This window comes from Ensifer adhaerens, from assembly GCF_000697965.2.
Taxonomy (GTDB): domain Bacteria; phylum Pseudomonadota; class Alphaproteobacteria; order Rhizobiales; family Rhizobiaceae; genus Ensifer; species Ensifer adhaerens.
The window spans coordinates 1638339-1657921 of the sequence record NZ_CP015880.1; the positions used below are offsets into that span (position 1 = coordinate 1638339).

Consider the following 19583-nt stretch of genomic DNA (forward strand, 5'->3'; position numbering starts at 1 on the left):
CAGGTTCAGGCGGAATGCGGACGAGAAAATCTCACCTCGCTCTGGCGTGCAGCATAGCATCCGCCATCGCCAGTGCATCCTTGCTGTTTGCGACATCGTGTACGCGGAAAATTGAGGCGCCGGCAACGCGCAAAAGCGCCGTTGTCGCGGCCGTCGCCATGTCGCGATCGGCCGCCTCTCGGCCGCTGACCGCGCCGACGAAGCGCTTGCGCGACGTTCCGACCAGGAATGGCAGCTCGAAACGGTGCAACTCTGCGAAGCGCGCCATCAATTCCAGGTTCTCATCCGTGTCCTTGGCGAAGCCGAAGCCCGGATCGAGAATGATGCGATCCCGCTCCACGCCGGCAGCTGCCGCGATCTCGAGCGACCGGTCGAGAAAATGAAACTGATCGGCGATCACGTCTGCGAGTTTTTCACGGCCCCGGCCCGTATGCATGACGCAGATGCCAGCGCCGCTCTTGGCGGCGACAGTGGCAATGTCGGGTTCGCGCTGAAGGCCGTGCACATCGTTGACGATATGCGCGCCGGCGTCGACCGCAAGCTGGGCGGTCGAGGCTCTGTAAGTGTCGACGGAAATCAGCGCATCGGTATCACGGGCAAGCGCTGCGATGACAGGCAGGATCCGCGCCTGTTCTTCCTCGGCGCTGACGGGCGCCGCATCGGGGCGTGTGGATTCACCGCCGATATCGAGGATCAAGGCGCCCTCCTCCAGGCAGCGCATCCCTTGCGCCACCGCGGCAACGGCATCGATAAAACGGCCGCCATCGGAAAAAGAATCCGGGGTAACATTGACGATCGCCATCAAAACGCCACGCGGCCCCAGTTCGAGGCTGCGTCCATGCGCCAGCTTCCAGCTAAATTTCTGAAATGGATTGTAAGTCATTTTCCCTCACCATCCGCATACGGCCGGGAGCCATCGTTTTGCTGTTGCGCCGGCGCTGGCTATGCCCCAAGCTTGATCGAAGTTCAACCGAAGAGAACCACGCATTGATGTCCCGAGTACGCGTCCCGTTCAAAGTCGCCCTTCTTGCTCTCCTGGTTGCCGCCCCGCTTGGCACGGCCTCGGGCGAAACCGTGGTGAACAAGAGCTTCTCCTATTTTTCGATCGGCGGCCGGACTGCGGAAGAACTGGACAAGGCACTCTCGGCCAGCGGCCCGATGATGAAATCGACCGGCGCACGGCATCCGGGCGCGACCCGCATCAAGTTCGGCGGCTCGATCACCTATGTCAGCCGCAACGGACGCTGCGCCGTCGGCTCGGCCCGCGTCACTCTCAACACGCGCATCATTCTGCCCAAATGGAAGTATCGCCGCCAGGCCGGACGCGACCTCGCCCTCGTGTGGGACACACTGTCGAGCGACATCAAACGCCACGAGGAGCGCCACGCGGAAATCGCCCGCAATCACGCGCGGCGGATGGAGAAGATGTTCCTGGCGTTGAAGCCGCAGGACACGTGCGAAGAGATGCAGGAAAGCGTTGCCCGCGTCAGCGCAACCGCGATAGAGGCGCATGACAAGGATCAGGCTCGCTTCGACCGCACCGAAGCCGCCAACTTCGACAAGCGCATGATCCGTCTTCTGCAATACAGGCTGGAGACGCTGAAGAAAGCGCAACAGTAGATAGCAAAGCCGGAACCCAGAAGAAGAGCCTGACTATAGTCACGGCTCGGGCCATTTCAGCGGCAATACCCACAGTATTTTATTGGTGAAATATAACGATGGCTGCCGGCCGGCGACTCATCTATATTCAAACCAATGAGAGAGGGGCCGGGACAAAGACTAGCCCCACAAATTGAATAGGTTATGCGCGACGCGATTGCGGCGCGAAAAGCTTAGATGTTGCCTTTACTTTGAATTGCGCAACGTTGTTCACTTGAAAAGAAAAAGAAGAAATCGAACAGCGGAGCCGGAACGGGTTCTCCTGGCGTGTCTTGGTGCAGCAGATGTTCCCTCCCTCATCTGTATGCGATGCGCCCTCCTCGCCTCGCTTGTCCAACGACCGGCGAGGCGCTTTTTTTGTGCGGAGGCCTGAAGGAAGGGGCGTGGGACGCAGGCGTTAGGCCTGGCGCTCCGGCACGTGCACGACGAGACCGTCGAGCGCATCGCTCATCTTGATCTGACAGGAAAGCCGCGACGTCGGCCGGACGTCGTAGGCAAAGTCCAGCATGTCTTCTTCCATGGCTTCCGGAGCGCCGACGGTCTGAGCCCAGGCATCGTCGACATAGACATGACAGGTCGCACAGGCGCAGGCTCCGCCGCATTCCGCTTCGATGCCGGGAACCGAATTGCGAACGGCGTTTTCCATGACCGTCGAGCCGTTCTCGACATCAAGTTCGTGGCGCGCGCCATCAAAGGCAACGATCGTAAGTTTTGTCATGTCTCTTTCCGGAATGAACTGGTGGATTGGCCGGGCGCAAGGCCTGTTGAGAAAAGAACCCCGCGGGCGCAAATTCAGGGAAAGTTCTTCCAACAAATCGGCCGGCCAGTCAACAACGGCCGTCATTCTGTGCGTCGCCGCAGATCGCGCCGGTAGCAATGGCTGCCGGCACGGCGCCCTCTATGCGAGGCGCGGGCATCGTGCGACAGACAGGGGTCGGTTAGGCCCCCTGTCTGCTCGGGAGCCGCTAGCGGCAGAGCTTCAGAATGAAGAGCTCGGCTTCGAGCACGGCCGATGCGAGCTGGTCGCAGAGCGAGGCTTCGGCCGGATTGTGTTCGATCGCGCCGGCAACGCTTGCAACGTCGACGGCACCAACAGCAAGGGCTGCGCCCTTTAGCCGGTGGGCTGCCTGGGCACGGGGCGTGCCCTCGCCTTCGGCGATTTCCTTCAAGACCTGGCGCGCCTGGCGCGCAAAGAGTTGCAGCACTTCGATTTCGAGCGCCTTGTCACCCATCGTCTGGACGGCGAGGTGAGCAAAGTCGATCGGCTTTTTGCCTGACGCAGAAGAGTTTCCCGGACTATCCGGGGCTTCAAAGGCAATCCTGAGGGCCGCCATGAGCCAATTTCCCTATTGTTTGTTTGATGTTGGCCTGTTTCCGGCATCGCTTCATCGGGAGCGGTGCCGCCGCCCGCACTGTTCAGACTTCCATCTTCGGCGGGCTCCGGCACCTATTGGCTCAAATCCGGGCGCAATATAGGCAGTATTTTGGGAAAATGGTTAACGTCCGTTAAACTCTCTGATTTCCTTATCTTTTCCGGCTTTTAGACCTGCATTGCATTAAGATTTCATTAGGATTTTAATCAACCCCAAGCGCTCTTAATTGTAAGAACCCAGCTAATGTGTCACTACGATACGCTTAGGAACGGACCCGCGTACGAAAATGGCAACCGTTCCGGTGGATAAGCTCGACGCGTGGTCCCATTCGGCCACAAATGCGACTATCCGTCGAGGCAATGCAGTGGGTGATCAGTAGGGTATTGCGTAGATCCGATGCGCGTATCTTGCCGTCACCGCCCATGAGGAAGAGACCCTGCCCGCTAACGGGCCAGAGGCGCTTTCCGTTCTGGGCAAAAGGTAATGAGGCGTATCCCTATGGCGACGAAAAAGAGCAATGAGTCGATCGACGAAAAGGCGTTCCAGGCTCTGGAAGCTGCCCTGAAGATTGATTTCGACGAGCTTGCATCGAGCCCGAATGACAAGACTTCCTTGGATGATCCGGAGGAAAATGTGTCTCAGCCCACCAATCAGGCGGCGACGCCCGATCAGAATAAGAAAGCACGGCCCCAGCCGGAACAGTCCCGCGGGGCGCGTGCTGCAGAAGCGGCCAAGACGCTCGCTCCGGAACCTGCGCCCAAGTCCCCGTCCCTTTCCGCCGCCAACGACGATGGTCGCCGTTCGCCGGCTGCGATGCTGCGTGCGCTCGACGTGCGCTCCAATCGCGCCGCGATCCGCGTTGCTGCGCTGGTGTCCGTCATCTGGGCGGTTGCCGGCCTCGGTGTCGCCAACCTTCTTTACGGGCCGCAGATCTGGCAGATCCGTTCGCTGAGCGACCTTGCCGCCACCCCTGGCGCCGTCGGCGTCGCGATCGGCATCGTGCTGCCGATCATGCTCTTCTTCTCCTTTGCCATCATGATCGCCCGCGCGCAGGAACTGCGCAACGCAGCGCGCTCGATGGCGGAAGTCGCCCTGCGCCTTGCCGAGCCGGAAACGGCTGCTGCCGATCGCGTCATGACGGTCGGCCAGGCCGTCCGTCGCGAAGTCTCGGCGATGAACGAAGGCATCGAACGCACGATTGCCCGCGCCACCGAACTCGAAACGCTGGTTCATTCCGAGGTCAACGCGCTCGAACGCAGCTACAGCGAAAACGAACTGCGCGTGCGCACCCTGGTGCAGGAACTCGGGCTTGAGCGCGAAGCCATCATCGGCCATTCGGAGCGTATCCGTTCGGCCATCTCCGGTGCGCATGGCAAGCTGAAGGACGACCTGGAACAGGCGAGCGAAGACATCGCTTCGCGCATTGCAATTTCGGGCGAAGCCTTTGCCTCGCTGATCGACACCCGCGCGGCTGCCCTCAGCGAGAAATCGGACGGCGCCTTGCAGTCGATCGGCAGCATGCTGACGACCCGCACCGATGCGCTGCTTTCGGGCCTGACCGCTGCCGGCCTCGGTCTCAGCACTGAATTTGACACCCGGCTTGACCAGCTCAGCGACACGCTGACGAAGCGCGGCGAAGACCTGCTCAGCCAGTTCGAAACGCGCGCCTCCTCGCTTGACGCCAGCACCGAGAAGCTGAATGCGGCGCTCAACGAACGCGCCCGCCAGCTCAACGAAACACTGATCGCCCGCACCCGCGACCTCAACGAAAGCCTGAGCGTCGGCCAGCACGCCATCACCGGTGGCCTCGACCACGTGCTCGCCTCGCTCAACGCCACGCTCGACGAAAAGGGCGCGAGCTTCCGCCAGAGCCTGCGCTCCAGCGCCGACGACGCGATCATGGACCTCGACCTTCGCGGCGGCTTCTTTGAAGAGAAGCTGCAGACGACCGTCGGCCAGCTCGCAACCGCCTTCGACGAGCGGTTCCACGAGTTTGCCTCCGCCTTCGACAAGCGTGCGAGCCTGCTCGACACCAAGCTCATGGAAAGCCTGCACCGCATCAACGAGACCGTCTCCGGCGGTTCGGAAGCGATCGGCGGCGCACTCGACAGCAGCATCGAGAAGATCGGCTCGGCCCTTTCCGACCAGTCGCTGACGCTTGCGACCACGCTCGGCGCGACCCAGGACTTCATCGAAGAGACGATTGCGAGCCGTACCACGGAACTCGGCAACATGATCGGCGATGCGCACACCCGCATCGACAGCGTGCTCTCCGAAAAGACCAGCGGCCTCATGGGTGCCCTCACCCAGGCACAGGACCGCATCGAAAACGGCTTCGGCCAGCGTGCGGACGCACTTTCGAGCGCACTGACGACGAGCGAACAGCGCCTGACCGAAGGTCTCGACAGCCGTACCGCTGCCTTCGTCGACGGCCTGCAGGCCGCGCACGCCCGCATCGAGCAGACCCTGCACGGCTCGACCGACGAGATCACCAGCGCGATCGCTGCCAGCCAGCACCGCCTCGATAACACCCTGTCGGAACGCACGCTCGCGCTTTCGACGATCCTCTCCATGGGCGCAGACTCGATCGACACCGCCGTCAGCGGCACGGCCGACCGGCTGGAGCGCGTTCTTTCCGAACGCGGCGAAGCGATCTCCGACGCGCTCACCAACCAGACGACGGCGCTTGACGGCGTACTCGCCGAGCGCGCCGCCGCCATCACCTCGACGATGTCGTCGCGTGCCAACGAGATGGCCAATACGCTGAGCCGTCACGCCGAAGACGTGGCCGACAGCCTGACCTTCCGGGCAACCGCCGTCGCCGAAACCATGACCGACCGTGTCGGTGATATCGAGCAGAAGCTCTCCGAGAGCGTCAACACGATCGCAGAAAACCTCGGCGGCCGCGTCAGCCTGATCTCCGATACGCTCACCCAGACGAGTGCCCGCATCGCCGAGGATCTGAGCGGCCGTGTCAGCAAGATCTCCGATACGCTGACCGAGACCAGCGCGCACATCGCCGATGCGCTGACGGCGCGCACCACCGAAGCGACCGCGTCGCTTGCCGGAAAGGCAGCGGAAATCGAGGAGACGCTGAGCGGCCGCGCCGAGCACCTGCGCGATACGCTCTCGTCCACGCACGAGCAGATCCGCGTCACGCTCGACGACCGCATCAACGCCATCAACCTTGCCGTCGGCCAGGGCCGCGAGCAGCTCGAAGGCATGCTTGCCGATCAGTCGACCGCGATCGCCACGACGCTCGCCACCAGCGCCGGCATGCTGGAAATGTCGCTCGAAGAACGCCAGTCGGCACTCGCCGGCGCCATCGACCGCAGCGGCGAAGTGCTCGACAGCCGTATGCGCTCGACCACGGGCCATATTGCCGAGCGCCTGGCCGAAACCGCCAACCAGATCAGCCTGGCGGCCGACAGCCTCACCAACCGCGTTGACCTGTCGATCAACGGCCTCAACGATCGCCTTGACGATACCGGCATGCGCGTTGAAACCAGCCTCGGCGCACTCGAAGAGCGCATGCGCGAGAGCGCCGGCAACATCAGCTCGATCGTCGACGAAACCGGCATGCATCTCGAGACCCGCGTTGGCGTCCTCGAAGACCGTATTCGTGGCACCGTCGGCAATGTCGGCGCCGTGGTCGACGACACCGGCGCACGGATCGAGAGCAATCTCGGTGCCCTCGAAAACCGCATTCGCGGCAGCGTCACCAATGTCGGCTCCGTCGTTGATGATGCGGCGGCCCGTGTCGAAGGTGGCCTCAGCGCGCTCGAAGACCGTATCCGTGGCAGCGTCAGCGGCGTCAACGCGATCGTCGGCGAGACCGGTGCACTGATCGAAAACAGCCTCGGCGTCCTTCAGGACCGCATCCGCGGCAGCGTCAACGACGTCAACACCCTGGTCGACGATACCGGCCTGCGCCTGGAAGTCAGCCTCAGCTCGCTGGAAGATCGGGTCCGCGACAGCGTCGGCAGCGTCAACCAGATCGTCGACGGCGCCGGACAGCGGATCGCCGACAGCCTTGGTGACCGCGCTGGCGACATCGACCGCATGAGCGAAGTTGCGGCAACCCGGATCACCGGCGCCATCGAGTCCGGTGCGGAACGCATCGCCGAACGCCTCGGCACCATGGATCGTGCCCTCAACATCGGCCTAGATAACGTCAACCGCACGATCGAGGGCAAGGCGGCCGTTCTGGTCACCAGCCTGCGCGGCGCCGTTCACGAGGCAACGCAGGATATCGACGCTGAAGCCAATCGCCTGGAAGGCAAGACGTCCGACATCGTCGCCAATCTGCGCAGCGCAGTCGGCGGCGTGGCTGAGGACTTCGATGCCGAAGCCGTGCGCCTGGAAGACAAGGCAGCCGGTCTCGCAAACACGCTCCGCAGCGCCGTTGGCGATGTCGCGCAGGAACTCGACGCAGAAACGCTGCGCATGGAAGACAAGGCTGCCGGCCTCGTCAACACGCTTCGCAGCGCCGTTGGCGACGTCGCCCAGGAACTCGACGCAGAGGCACTGCGCATGGAAGACAAGGCCGCCGGCCTTGTGAACAGCCTGCGCGGCGCCATCAGCGGTGCAGCTCAGGAAATCGACGCGGAAGCTGTCCGCTCGGCCGGGCTGCTGTCGAAGGCAGGCGACGATTTCGCCTCCGCACTTGCCGCTCGCCAGGCAGACTTCGCCAACACGATCGACCAGACGGCAGCCGCCACCGCCGCGCGCCACGCCGAGCTTGCCAACTCGATCGAGCAGAAGGCGGCAGCGACCGCTGCACGTCATGCCGAGCTTGCCCGCTCGATCGCCGACGCGGCCGACACCGCAAGCGCACGGCTGGCCGCAACGCACAGCCAGATCGCCAACCACGCCGACAACATCCACCAGGGCCTCAGCAATACGGAGAAGGCGCTGGAAGCCCGTGGCGAAGCAATCCGCACCACGCTCGACGAGCGCACCCGCGAACTCAACTCGATGCTCGCCGGCCGCTCGATGGAGCTCTCGCGCCTGATCGACGAGCAGGCACGCCCTGTCATCGACCAGTATGCCGCCACCGGCCGCGAGGCAGCCGAGCGCATCGCTGCGGTGACACAGGAAAGCGCCGACCGCCTGCGTGCGGAAAACGCCGCCCTCGTCAACGCCATCGCCGAGCGCACGGGCGAGACGCTGAACGCGATCTCCTACCGCGCCGAAGAGACGGCAAAGGCGATGAAGATGGTCGAAAACCGTCTGCAGTCGACCGCCCTTGGCCTGATCGACCAGCTCGCCAACAACAATGCGGCCATTGCCACGGTCATCGACCAGGCGAGCAGCAACCTCGGCGAAATGGACCAGCGTCTGGAATCGACGATCGCCCGCGTGTCGGAATCGACCCGTCAGGCCTCCGACATGCTGTCGACCTCCACCCGCCTCATCGAAGGCAAGGTCGACAAGCTCTCCGATATCTCCGCCTCGACCCTGTCGCAGATCGGCGGCATTGTCGGCCGGTTCGAAGACCACTCGCGCGTTCTCGGCCAGGCCTCCGACCTGCTCGGCGCGGCCCAGTCGAACCTCGTCAGCACGCTCGAGGAACGCCAGGATGCGCTTCGCACCCTGTCGGTCGGCCTCGTCCAGCGCTCGGAAGAGATCGAACGCACGATGCGTGCGCTCGAAGGCTTCGTCGACGGCGCCTTCCAGCGGGCCGAAGAACGCTCGGGCCACGTTGCCGGAAACCTGCGCAGCGGCATCCAGCAGTCCTTCGCCGATGTCGGTCGCCTGCTGACGAGCGCCGAACAGCGCGCGGCGGAAGCTGCTGAATCGATGCGCAACACGCTCGCCCAGGCCGGTGACGAAGCCGGCGCCTCGGTCGAGCAGGTCTTCAGCCGTGCCGAAGAGCGTTCGCGCCAGATCGCCAACACGCTTCGCTCGGGCGTCGAGACCTCGTTTGCCGACGTCAACAAGACGCTCTCCTCCGTCGAAGGCCGTGCGCTCGGCGCATCGGAAGCCCTTCGCCAGGCGATCGCCAAGGTCGGTGAAGATGCCGGTGCCTCGATCGAGGGTGCCTTTGCCAATGCCGAGGAGCGCTCCAAGGAAGTCGCCTCGCGTCTGCGCGGCAGCGTTGCGGCCTCGGTGTCCGACATCGAGCGCATGCTTGCCGAAAGCGGCAAGAAGTCCGATGGCGTCGCAGACCAGCTGCGTGACGCCGTTCGCGTCGCAATCGACGAGGCGATCGGCCGCTTCAGCGGCGCGACTGACGAGATCCGTCGCTCGGCTGGCGAGATCCGCAAGGAACTCGACATGACCCGCGAAGAGCTGAAGCGCGGCGCCTTCGACCTGCCGGAAGAAGCCAAGGAAAATGCGGCCGTCATGCGCCGTGCCGTCGGCGAGCAGATCAAGGCGCTGCAGGAACTGTCCGACATCATCGGCAAGTCCTCGACGCAGCTCGAAGTGGCCCAGCCGCTGCGCCAGCAGCCGGCCGCCGCTCCGGTCGCCCGTCCGGTGCAGCAGCAGGCAGCCCCGCAGCCGCAACCGGTCGCACAGCCGCAGCCCCAGCCGGTGGCACAGCAGCCTGTAGCGCAGCAGCCCGTCATCGAGCAGCCGCGCCGTCAGGAACCGGCACCGGCGCTGCGCGGCAGCCTCGGTATCGAGCAGCCCGCCGTTCGCCAGCCGGCGCCGACGCAGGCTGTGAGCAACGAGGTCGCCGAAGGTGGTGGCTGGATGCGTGACCTGCTCCGTGCGGCGTCGCGCGAAGAAGCACCCTCGCCCGCGCCGCAGCGTCCGGCCGAGGCTCAGCCGACGGCACGGGCCGGCGACAGCCGCAACCCGCGCCACGTGGTTGAATCGCTGAACTCGCTTTCGGTCGATATCGCCCGCGCCATCGATCATGATGCGTCGGTCGATCTGTGGCGCCGCTACCAGCGCGGCGAGCGCGACGTCTTTACGCGTCGCCTCTACACGCTGAAGGGCCAGCAGACCTTCGACGAGATCAAGCGCAAGTACGACCGCGAGCCGGAATTCCGCACCGCTGTCGATCGCTACATCGCAGATTTCGAGAAGCTGCTCGCAGATGTCGCCCGCAACGACCCGGACAAGCGCATCACCCAGACCTACCTGACGTCGGATACCGGCAAGGTCTATACGATGCTCGCCCACGCCGCCGGTCGCTTCAGCTAAGCGAGCCCGGATAGAAACAATCAAAACGGCCCCGTCTTGCGACGGGGCCGTTTTCGTTTGCAGGGATATCAGAGAAGAAAAGCGACGGATCACTTCCGCTAAGATACTGGCGATCCCTTATGATGCAGAGCGCTCCTTAAGGCGCTCCCGGCACGCGTACGACCGGACTCTGCCCCTTGTCGCAAGTTCGAGCCACTACCCGCTAATCACGGCTGCGCGAAGGGGATTTGGGTTCGTAGGCGGGTGTCGTGAACAACGGGCTGTCGACATGCTTTAGCCGCGCCTGGCGACGCGTGCTGACTGGACCGGCTCAACGCAGTGGCGAACAGCCGCCGACATCGGCGGGCTTGACCCGGCCCGCCTGCAGATCCTTCAGGTAAGGCTTGTTCGGGTCCGGTCCGCCGAGCGCGCCGTCGTAGGTCGCACGGTCGATCTTGAGCATGCGGCCGCTTGCGGTGCGCGGCGGCAATCAAGGTGAGATTCAGCGTCAATCAGGATGAGACTCGGCGGCGGGGGTGTGACGAAGGGAGGGCGTAGCCCGACCGGAGTTACACTCCCGCCGCGGCGCAATTTTTAGGCGTCTCATGATCGCGGTCGGCCCGCTACGGTGGCGGTTTTCTGGAATGGAGAACCACCTTTGTGCCGGGTCGCCATGTAACCGATCATCAGATGAGATTATTCATGAAGTATCGACAAACGCATTCTGTTGAGGTCGCCGCCGCGAAGGCGTCGATCAGCCGGGCGACGGCATTCCGCATCGAGAAAGAGCAGCGCCTTCCGTCGCAGAACAAGCCGCCGCGCGGTCGGCGTCGCCCCGATCCGCTTGAGCATATCTTTGATGCGGAGGTTGTTCCGCTTCTCAAGGCCGCTCCCGGCATTCGTGCGGTCGCCGTTTACGACGAGATGCTGCGACGTCATCCGGAACTGCCCGAAGGCATTCGCCGCACACTTGAGCGGCGCATTCGGTCCTGGCGGGCCGTTCACGGTGAGGCACAGGAGGTGATCTTTCGCCAGACGCACGAACCCGGCCGGTTGGGGCTGTCGGATTTTACCGACATGGGCAGCCTCAGCGTGACGATCGCCGGCCAGCCGCTCGACCATCTGCTTTATCACTTCCGGCTGGTTTGGTCGGGCTTCGAACACGCCCATGTCATCCTTGGCGGCGAAAGCTTCGTCGCCTTGGCGGAGGGCCTGCAGAACGCCCTGTGGTCGGTCGGCGGTTCGCCGCTCTATCACCGCAGCGACAGCCTGTCGGCCGCCTTCCGCAACCTCGATGCCGATGCCAAGGTCGATCTCACCAACCGCTATGAGGACCTGTGCGCTCATTACCGGATGACGCCAACCCGTAACAACAAGGGCATCGCCCACGAGAACGGTTCGATCGAAAGTTCCCACGGCCATCTCAAGAGCGCCGTCCGCGATGCACTCCTGATGCGCGGCACCCGAGACTTCAACGATCTCCGCTCCTACCGCGCCTTCATCGACGAGATCGTCAGCCGCCGCAATGCCGCGCATGGCAAGCGCATCGATGCCGAGCGCCCGCATCTGCAGGCACTTCCCGCTCGCCGCACCACCGACTTCGAGGAGGTGGTCGTCACCGTGTCGCGCACCGGCGGCTTCGCCTTGCGCAAAGTCTTCTACACCGTCCCCTCCCGTTTGATCGGCCATCGGCTGCGTGTGCGTTTGTTTGACGATCGTCTCGACGTCTTCATCGGCGGCACGCATCTGCTGACGTTGCCGCGAGGTCGCGCCCATGCGAGCGGCAAGCACGATCAGGTCGTCAACTATCACCACGTCATTCATTCCCTGCGCAAAAAGCCGATGGCGCTTCTCAACCTGGTCTATCGCGACAAGCTCTTCCCTCGGCCGGAATACCGAAGGGCTTTCGACACTCTCATCGAGCAACTGCCTGACCGGCAGGCTTGCAAGGTCACCGTCGAACTGCTGGCCCTGGCTCATGATCGTGGTTGCGAGCGTGAACTGGCCGAGGAGCTTGCCAGAACGCTCGACGCCCGCAAACTGCCCGACCTGATGGCCTTGAGAGCCATCTTCGGCCCGGACCCGGATCAGTTGCCGACCGTTCATGTGCAGCTCGCATCGCTCAATAGCTATGAAGCCCTGATGGGGCCTGCTTATGCGGGAGAGGCCGCATGAAAAATGTCCACAACACCATCGACGAAGCCCGCCTCGGCATCATGCTCAATGACCTGAGGCTGCCGACAATCAAAACGCTGTGGCCGCAATTTGCCGAACAGGCCGATCGTGAAGGGTGGCCCGCGGCTCGCTTCCTCTCCGCTATCGCCGAACACGAGCTGGCTGAACGGGCGCATCGCAGGATCGAACGTCACCTCGCCGAGGCGCATCTGCCGCCCGGAAAGACCCTCGAGAGCTTCGCTTTCGACGCTGTGCCCATGGTCTCCAAGGCGCAGGTCATGGCCATTGCCGCCGGCGATAGCTGGCTCGCCAAAGGTGCCAATATCCTGTTGTTCGGCCCGCCCGGAGGCGGAAAGAGCCATCTCGCCGCAGCCATTGGCCTCGCACTGATCGAGAACGGTTGGCGAGTGCTGTTCACGCGCACGACCGACCTCGTTCAGAAGCTGCAGGTCGCACGGCGTGAGCTCCAGCTCGAATCCGCCATCGCAAAGCTCGACAAGTTCGATCTGCTCATCCTCGACGATCTGGCCTACGTCACCAAGGACCAGGCCGAAACCAGCGTGCTCTTCGAACTCATCTCCGCAAGATATGAGCGGCGTTCCATCATGATCACCGCCAATCAGCCCTTCGGGGAATGGAACCGCGTCTTTCCGGACCCGGCCATGACGCTTGCGGCGGTGGACCGACTTGTTCATCACGCAACGATCTTCGAAATGAACGTCGAAAGCTATCGGCGACGTTCCGCCATGGAAGCCAAACGCCAGCGCGGCAGACCTGCCGCCTTCGCGACAATTAAAAGTGCTTCCCAGATTGTCGCGGAGCGGCAATCAGAACACGACGAGACTCTTGCCAGCGACAATCAGCATGATACTTTCATCCCGACCGCGACATAAGAGTCTCATCCAGATTGTCGCCGCCGTCTCATCCTGATCGCCGCGCTATACTTGCGGTGAAGCTCACCATCTCCTTCTTGTTGACATAGGCAGAAGCGACGTTCAGCCGGCAAAAGAACGTCTTCTCTCCGTTGCCGACCACCCAGCCCCAGGCGCCGGACTTGCCCCTGGAGAGCTTGCCGGTGGCGTAGCCTTGCTTGGTGAGCGTCGCGTAACTCTCGGCCTGTGCAATACCGGGAACAAAGGCAAGAGCTACCACGGCGACCACCGCCAGGCGTTTGAAAGAAATAGACATCGAGATTCACCCCTCTGAAGAAACAATAACGCAGCCTTCTAGGCGGGCGCCAACGGTCTATGCAACCATAACATGCAGTCGTCCTTAACGGCATCCGGACGGCCAGACACTCTGCCAGCCAGACAGGTGGAACGCAGGAATGAATGTTGACATCATCACGCTCTGCATCTGAAGTTCGTCCGATGGATAGGGAGCTGCCTTGCACGACACAGCCGATTGAAATCTGCGATTGGTCCTCCGATTGGGCGGAGCGGTTTGCCACCAAGGCGAAGACGATCCGCCAGGTTTTGGGCGATCATGCCTTGCGTATCGACCATATCGGCTCCACCGCAATCCGTGGTCTGGCTGCCAAGCCGATCATCGATGTTCAGATTTCCGTTGCCGATCTGGAGTCCCTCGACGTGCTGGCGGAAAAAATGGCGGCGATCGGCTACCTGTGGCGGCCGCAGAATACCGATCTGGCGAAACGCTACTTTCGTGAGCGCCCTGGCGACGAACGCACGCACATCCACGTGCGCCGAGCGGGAAGCTGGCAGGAACAATGGTCGCTGCTGTTTCGCGACTACATGCGCGCCCATGCCGAGGAACACGGCCCATACGTCGAGCTGAAGCGGGCATTGGCAAGCCGACATCGCCACGACCGGGCAGCCTATACCGAGGGCAAGTCGGAACACTTGTGGCAGGTCATTCGACGCGCGGATCGGTGGGCTGCGGCAAGCGGCTGGAGACCAGGTCCTTCCGATGCGTAGGCCGGTCTTCCGCTGCCCGGCACAGCCTTAATCCGAGATCGGTGCGGTGGCCAATGATCGGCCGAATACGGTAGCTGCTGTCTGCATCGCAAGCCTGTCCTGCGAGCGACTGGTGTTTAGCCGCCTGCCCTTCGCCAAAGGAATGCGTGAAGCATCGCGAACTTGCTGCAGGTCCGGCCAAATTCCTCGCCCAAGGTCAACGGTGTCGGGATGCACGGTGGCAAACGAAAAAGGCCCCGGACGAACCGGGGCCTTTTTCGTTGGGTCTTGGTCGTACCGGCCTGAGCCGGAGCCGATCAATGTTCCTTGTTGGCGTAGACCGACTTCTTGGTGAGGTACACCAGGCCGGTGAAGATCAGCAGGAACACCATGACCATGAAGCCGGTGCGCTTGCGCTCTTCGAGGTGCGGCTCGGCGGCCCACATCAGGAACGCCGAAACGTCCTTTGCGTACTGGTCGACCGTCTGCGGCGTGCCATCGTCATAGGTGACCTGGTCGGCGGAGATCGGCTGAGCCATCGCCAGCGCGGCAGCGTTGGCGAAGTACGGGTTGTAGTGCGTGCCTTCAGCCACTTCGACGCCCTGCGGCGGATCCTGGTAGCCGGTCAGCAGCGCGTGGATGTAGTCCGGGCCGCCTTCCTGGTAGGGCCAGAACATGTCGAAGATGAACTGCGGGAAGCCGCGCTCGATGCCGCGAGCCTTGGCGATCAGCGAGAAGTCCGGTGGAGCTGCACCGTTGTTCGATGCGGCAGCCGCTTCCTTGTTCGCGTAAGGCGACGGGAAGTGGTCGGAGGCGACAGCCTTGCGGGTGAACATCTCGCCGTCGGCGTTCGGGCCGTCCTGAACTTCGTAGTTCGCCGCAAAGGCCTTTACCTGGCCTTCCGAATAGCCCAGGCCTTCCAGCGTGCGGAAGGACACCAGGTTCATCGAGTGGCAGGCAGAACAGACTTCGGCGTAGACCTTCAGGCCGCGCTGAAGCTGACCCTTGTCGTAGTGACCGAAGGGACCGGCAAAGCTCCAGTCCTGCTGTTCCGGCTTGTGGATCGGATAGTGGGGCGTACCGCCGCCATGCTCCTCGCCGCCCTTCGCCTCTTCGGCAACAGCCGTACCGAGACCGAGACCAGCGACGACAGCGAGTGACAGAATGCCTGTAACAAGCTTTTTCATTGTTGTGGGTTCCTTATCAATCGCTGTTCTGATCAGGCGCGCGCGGCAGCCGGCTGCGCCTTGGCATTCTGCTTTTCCAGCACCGCTTCGGTGATGGAGTTCGGAATGCGCTTCGGCGTCTCGATCAGACCGAGGACCGGCAAGATGACGAGGAAGAAGCCGAAGTAGTACAGCGTGCCGATCTGCGACATCACGACGTACAGGCCTTCCGCCGGACGCGAGCCGAGCCAGCCGAGCAGGATGGCGTTGGCCACGAAGACCCAGAAGAACAGCTTGTACCACGGACGGTAGACGGCCGAGCGGACCTTGGACGTGTCGAGCCAGGGCAGGAAGAACAGGATGATGATCGAGCCGAACATCACCAGAACGCCGCCGAGCTTGGAGTCGATCGGGCCGACATTGAAGGTGATGGCGCGCAGCATCGCGTAGAACGGCAGGTAGTACCATTCCGGAACGATGTGAGCGGGCGTCTTCAGCGCGTCAGCCGGAATGTAGTTGTCCGGGTGGCCGAGGAAGTTCGGCTGGTAGAAGACGAACCAGGCATAGATGATCAGGAAGACGGAAACGCCGAGCGCATCCTTCAGCGTCGCATAGGGCGTGAAGGGCACGGTGTCGGTCTTGGACTTGACTTCAACGCCGGTCGGGTTGGTCTGACCCGTTACGTGCAGCGCCCAGATGTGCAGGACGACGACGCCGGCGATCATGAAGGGCAGCAGGTAGTGCAGCGAGAAGAAGCGGTTCAGCGTCGGCTGATCAACGGCGAAGCCGCCGAGCAGGAACTGCTGGATCCACTCACCCACCAGCGGGAAGGCGGTGAAGAAGCCGGTGATAACGGTCGCGCCCCAGAAGGACATCTGACCCCAGGGCAGAACGTAGCCCATGAAGCCGGTCGCCATCATCAGGAGGTAGATGACCACGCCGAGGATCCAGAGGATTTCGCGCGGAGCCTTGTACGAGCCGTAGTAGAGACCACGGGCGATGTGCAGGTAGACGGCGATGAAGAAGAAGGATGCGCCGTTGGCGTGCATGTAGCGCAGCAGCCATCCGTGATTGACGTCGCGCATGATCTTCTCGACCGAGTTAAAGGCGACGGTCGTTTCAGCGGCGTAGTGCATGGCCAGCACGATACCGGTCAGGATCTGTACGATCAGCATGACCGAGAGCATGGCACCGAAGGTGTAGGCGTAGTTCAGGTTCCGGGGAACCGGGTAGCTGATGAAGCTATCGTGAACGAGACGCGGCAACGGCAGACGGGAATCAACCCATTTCTCAATGCCAGTCGTCGGCGTGTAGGTTGAATGTTCAGCACTCATTATCAGTAGTCCCCTCAACCGATCTTGATAACTGTGTCGGATACGAACGAGAAGGTCGGCACGTGAAGGTTCTCCGGCGCCGGACCCTTACGGATGCGGCCGGCCGTATCGTAGTGCGAACCGTGGCAGGGACAGAACCAGCCACCGAAATCACCGGCCTGGCCAAGCGGCACGCAACCGAGATGGGTGCAGGAACCGATCATGACGATCCAGTTTTCCTTGCCTTCGCCGGCGGAACGATCGAGGTCGCTCGCGGAAGCGTCGGCCGGAAGGTTGGCGTTGCGCGCAACCTGGTCCTTAAGCTCGTCCAGCTTGACGGCCTTTGCCTCCTCGACTTCCTTCTCCGTACGGTTGCGGATGAAGATCGGCTTGCCGCGCCATTTCGCCGTCAGCGACATACCGGGCTGAAGGCTCGATACGTCAACCTCGATCGAGGCGAGCGCGAGCGTCGATGCGTCCGGACGCATCTGGTCGATGAACGGCCAGGCGACGGCACCAGCGCCGACGACGCCTGCCATACCGGTAGCCAGATAAAGGAAGTCGCGGCGAGTGGGCTCGCCCAAGGCCTCGCTTGAAGTGTCGTGTTCGCTCACGGCTAAACCATCCTCTCACGCAATATTGCGGAAACCGCATCCGCCCCCGGCGAAATTCCTGCCCCTTGCGGTTTGATCCAGGTCAAGGAACCACGCCCTATTCATAGTGCTGTCGCCCCATCGCCTTGCGGTTGCAAATGCGACATCGGCACAGAATCCGAAAAGAATCGGCGCGCGCACAGCACGCAGAATCCCCGTCAATCCGGCGCGTTCTATGCTTGATCGCAAATTATGTCCAGCCTTGACAAGGGCATGTGGGCAGATTGTCGCGGGGAAAAGCGCGGCCAATTGGCACAAGGACTTGACGGCCATCAGTTGGGCGGAATTTACGCCCGCCGGATGGGCTTGAAGGCGTCCGTAAAGCGCCCTACTCCGCCGCCTCTTCCCGGGCGAGAAATCCGCCGGACTGGCGTGACCAGAGCCCGGCGTAAAGCCCGCCGCGGGCGACAAGTTCGGCGTGCGTTCCCTGTTCGACGATCCGCCCCTTGTCCATCACCACCAGCCGGTCGAGCGCGGCGATCGTCGACAGCCGATGCGCGATCGCGAGCACCGTCTTGCCCTGCATCAGGCGGTCGAGATTGGACTGGATCGCCGCTTCGACTTCGGAATCGAGCGCCGAGGTCGCCTCGTCGAGCACGAGGATCGGCGCATCCTTCAGCATCACCCGGGCGATCGCGATGCGCTGCCGCTGTCCGCCCGAAAGCTTGACGCCGCGCTCGCCCACATGGGCGTCGAGCCCCTTGTGGCCGCGCTGGTCCTGAAGGTCGGCGATGAAGTCGTAGGCTTCGGCTTTCCGCGCCGCAGCGATCAGTTGCTCCTCGTTCGCGTCGGGACGGCCGAAGAGGATGTTGTCGCGGATCGAGCGATGCAGAAGTGAAGTATCCTGGCTGACCATGCCGACCTGGGCGCGCAGCGACTCTTGCCTGACGGACGCGATATCCTGGCCGTCGATCAGGATGCGCCCGCTTTCAAGATCGTAGAAGCGCAGCAGCAGGTTGACGAGCGTCGACTTGCCGGCGCCCGAGCGACCGACGATGCCCACCTTCTCGCCCGGGCGCACCACGAGCGAGAAATCGTCGATGACGCGGTCGCCCTTGCCGTAGTGGAAGCGGACGTGCTCGAAGCGGATTTCCGGCTTGCTCACGGCCAGTTCCGTCGCGTCGGGCCGATCGACGAGACCGATCGGCTGAGAGACCAGTTCGGCCGAGTTCTGGATCGTGCCGATGTTGCGCATGATCGAGTTGAACTGCGTCATCATGCGGCCAAGCAGCATGTTGAGCCGGAGCACCAGTGCCAGCGTGAAGGCGACCGCGCCGGAACTGATCGAGCCTGCGAGCCAGAGATGGATGGCGTAGACCGCGATCGCCGTGATCATCAGGCCGGAAAGCAGTGCCAGCGAGGCGCGCACGGCCGTCAAGAGCCGCGTGAACGGGATGACCGCGCGCTGGAACCGGTCGAAGCCGCCGCGGATATAGCGGTCGTTCTCCTCGTCGCGCCCGAAGAGCTTCAATGTCTGGATGTTGGAATAGGCATCGACCATGCGGCCGTTCAGCATCGACGCCATTTCGGCGGTATCGCGGGCGTGCTTGCGGATGCGTGGAACGAAAAAGCGCGCCAGCACCAGGAAGACGACGATCCAGAAGCCGACCATCGCGGCCAGACGCCAGTCGAGCTGCGCCACCAGCGCCATGGTGGACGCCGTGTAGATGACGATGAACCAGACGACCTGCAGCAGCGAGACGAGCAGGTCGCTCGTTGCTTGAGCGCCGGCCCAGACCTTGGTGACGATGCGGCCGGAAAAGTCGTTCTGAAAGAAGGTCAGCGACTGCCTGGCGACGTGCACGTAGGATTGCCAACGCACCAGGTTCAAAAAGCCTGTCGTGATCGCCTGTTCTTCGACGAGCGCCGCCAACGACACCGCGATGAAACGGAAGACCATGACTGTCAGGAGCATGAACAGAAGCTCCGGGCCATTGGCGGCGATCAACCCGCTCCAGCCAGCTTCCGGCTTCACGGTGTCGAGCAGATCGACGAGCCGCCCGACGAAGTAGAATAGACCCGCCTCCAGCATGGCGACGAGGCCGCCCAAGACGGCCATAGCGATGAACGGTCCCTTGGCCTGTCTGGCGTAGAACCAGGCAAACCCCCAGAGCGATTTCGGCGGCTGCAGGCGCTCGCGCGGTGCGAAGGGCTTGATCCAGTTCTCGAAGAGGCTGACGATGGCGCTGAGCAT

14 protein-coding genes are annotated in these 19583 nt (G+C 62.9%); 5 read left to right on the plus strand and 9 right to left on the minus strand.

Annotation, left to right across the window (positions count from 1 at the left end):
- Window positions 1–31 precede the first annotated feature (31 nt).
- Window positions 32–883 carry a dihydropteroate synthase gene (folP, locus tag FA04_RS07855; RefSeq protein ID WP_034794612.1) on the minus strand — a complete coding sequence of 284 codons (852 nt, stop codon included), beginning with the start codon at window positions 881–883 and terminating at the stop codon, window positions 32–34.
- A 107-nt stretch (window positions 884–990) separates the two neighbouring features.
- On the opposite strand from folP, the gene FA04_RS07860 reads away from it, so the two are divergent.
- Entirely contained in the window at window positions 991–1620 is a 630-nt protein-coding gene (locus FA04_RS07860) for a DUF922 domain-containing Zn-dependent protease (protein ID WP_034794616.1), read from the plus strand.
- Window positions 1621–2056: 436 nt separating this feature from the next.
- Here FA04_RS07860 and FA04_RS07865 read toward each other — a convergent pair whose 3' ends face one another.
- Window positions 2057–2377: a 2Fe-2S iron-sulfur cluster-binding protein gene (locus FA04_RS07865; protein ID WP_034794619.1), complete on the minus strand. Its 321-nt coding sequence runs from the start codon at window positions 2375–2377 to the stop codon at window positions 2057–2059.
- Between the two features lie 247 nt (window positions 2378–2624).
- Entirely contained in the window at window positions 2625–2993 is a 369-nt protein-coding gene (locus FA04_RS07870) for an Hpt domain-containing protein (RefSeq protein WP_034794621.1), read from the minus strand.
- Between the two features lie 537 nt (window positions 2994–3530).
- Between FA04_RS07870 and FA04_RS07875 the strand changes: the two genes are divergently transcribed.
- Window positions 3531–10187 carry an apolipoprotein A-IV repeat region-like domain-containing protein gene (locus FA04_RS07875; protein ID WP_034794624.1) on the plus strand — a complete coding sequence of 2219 codons (6657 nt, stop codon included), beginning with the start codon at window positions 3531–3533 and terminating at the stop codon, window positions 10185–10187.
- Between the two features lie 310 nt (window positions 10188–10497).
- Here the strand turns inward: FA04_RS07875 and FA04_RS36360 are convergent, their stop codons facing one another.
- Window positions 10498–10629, minus strand: coding sequence for a hypothetical protein (locus tag FA04_RS36360; protein ID WP_256385318.1), 132 nt, complete (start codon window positions 10627–10629; stop codon window positions 10498–10500).
- A 197-nt stretch (window positions 10630–10826) separates the two neighbouring features.
- Here FA04_RS36360 and istA point away from each other — a divergent pair, with 197 nt between their 5' ends.
- Together istA and istB are read left to right on the plus strand one after the other, a co-directional pair.
- Window positions 10827–12341, plus strand: a complete 1515-nt coding sequence (istA, locus tag FA04_RS07880; RefSeq protein ID WP_034803536.1) for an IS21 family transposase — start codon at window positions 10827–10829, stop codon at window positions 12339–12341.
- Window positions 12338–13234 (plus strand): IS21-like element helper ATPase IstB, encoded by an 897-nt coding sequence (istB, locus tag FA04_RS07885; protein ID WP_064816995.1) that lies wholly within the window; start codon window positions 12338–12340, stop codon window positions 13232–13234. Before istA ends, istB begins: the two co-directional genes overlap by 4 nt.
- Window positions 13235–13262: 28 nt before the next feature.
- Here the strand turns inward: istB and FA04_RS07890 are convergent, their stop codons facing one another.
- Window positions 13263–13529 (minus strand): hypothetical protein, encoded by a 267-nt coding sequence (locus FA04_RS07890; protein WP_051659326.1) that lies wholly within the window; start codon window positions 13527–13529, stop codon window positions 13263–13265.
- A gap of 182 nt (window positions 13530–13711) precedes the next feature.
- Between FA04_RS07890 and FA04_RS07895 the strand changes: the two genes are divergently transcribed.
- Window positions 13712–14278: a GrpB family protein gene (locus FA04_RS07895; RefSeq protein ID WP_034794983.1), complete on the plus strand. Its 567-nt coding sequence runs from the start codon at window positions 13712–13714 to the stop codon at window positions 14276–14278.
- A 296-nt stretch (window positions 14279–14574) separates the two neighbouring features.
- Here FA04_RS07895 and FA04_RS07900 read toward each other — a convergent pair whose 3' ends face one another.
- The 4 genes from FA04_RS07900 to FA04_RS07915 form a co-directional block, all read right to left on the minus strand.
- Window positions 14575–15444 (minus strand): cytochrome c1, encoded by an 870-nt coding sequence (locus tag FA04_RS07900; protein WP_034794986.1) that lies wholly within the window; start codon window positions 15442–15444, stop codon window positions 14575–14577.
- Window positions 15445–15476: 32 nt separating this feature from the next.
- Window positions 15477–16757 (minus strand): cytochrome b, encoded by a 1281-nt coding sequence (locus tag FA04_RS07905; protein WP_034794990.1) that lies wholly within the window; start codon window positions 16755–16757, stop codon window positions 15477–15479.
- A 14-nt stretch (window positions 16758–16771) separates the two neighbouring features.
- On the minus strand, window positions 16772–17350 hold the full coding sequence (gene petA, locus FA04_RS07910) for a ubiquinol-cytochrome c reductase iron-sulfur subunit (protein ID WP_034794992.1): 579 nt from the start codon (window positions 17348–17350) through the stop codon (window positions 16772–16774).
- Between the two features lie 367 nt (window positions 17351–17717).
- Entirely contained in the window at window positions 17718–19583 is a 1866-nt protein-coding gene (locus FA04_RS07915; protein WP_034794995.1) for an ABC transporter ATP-binding protein, read from the minus strand.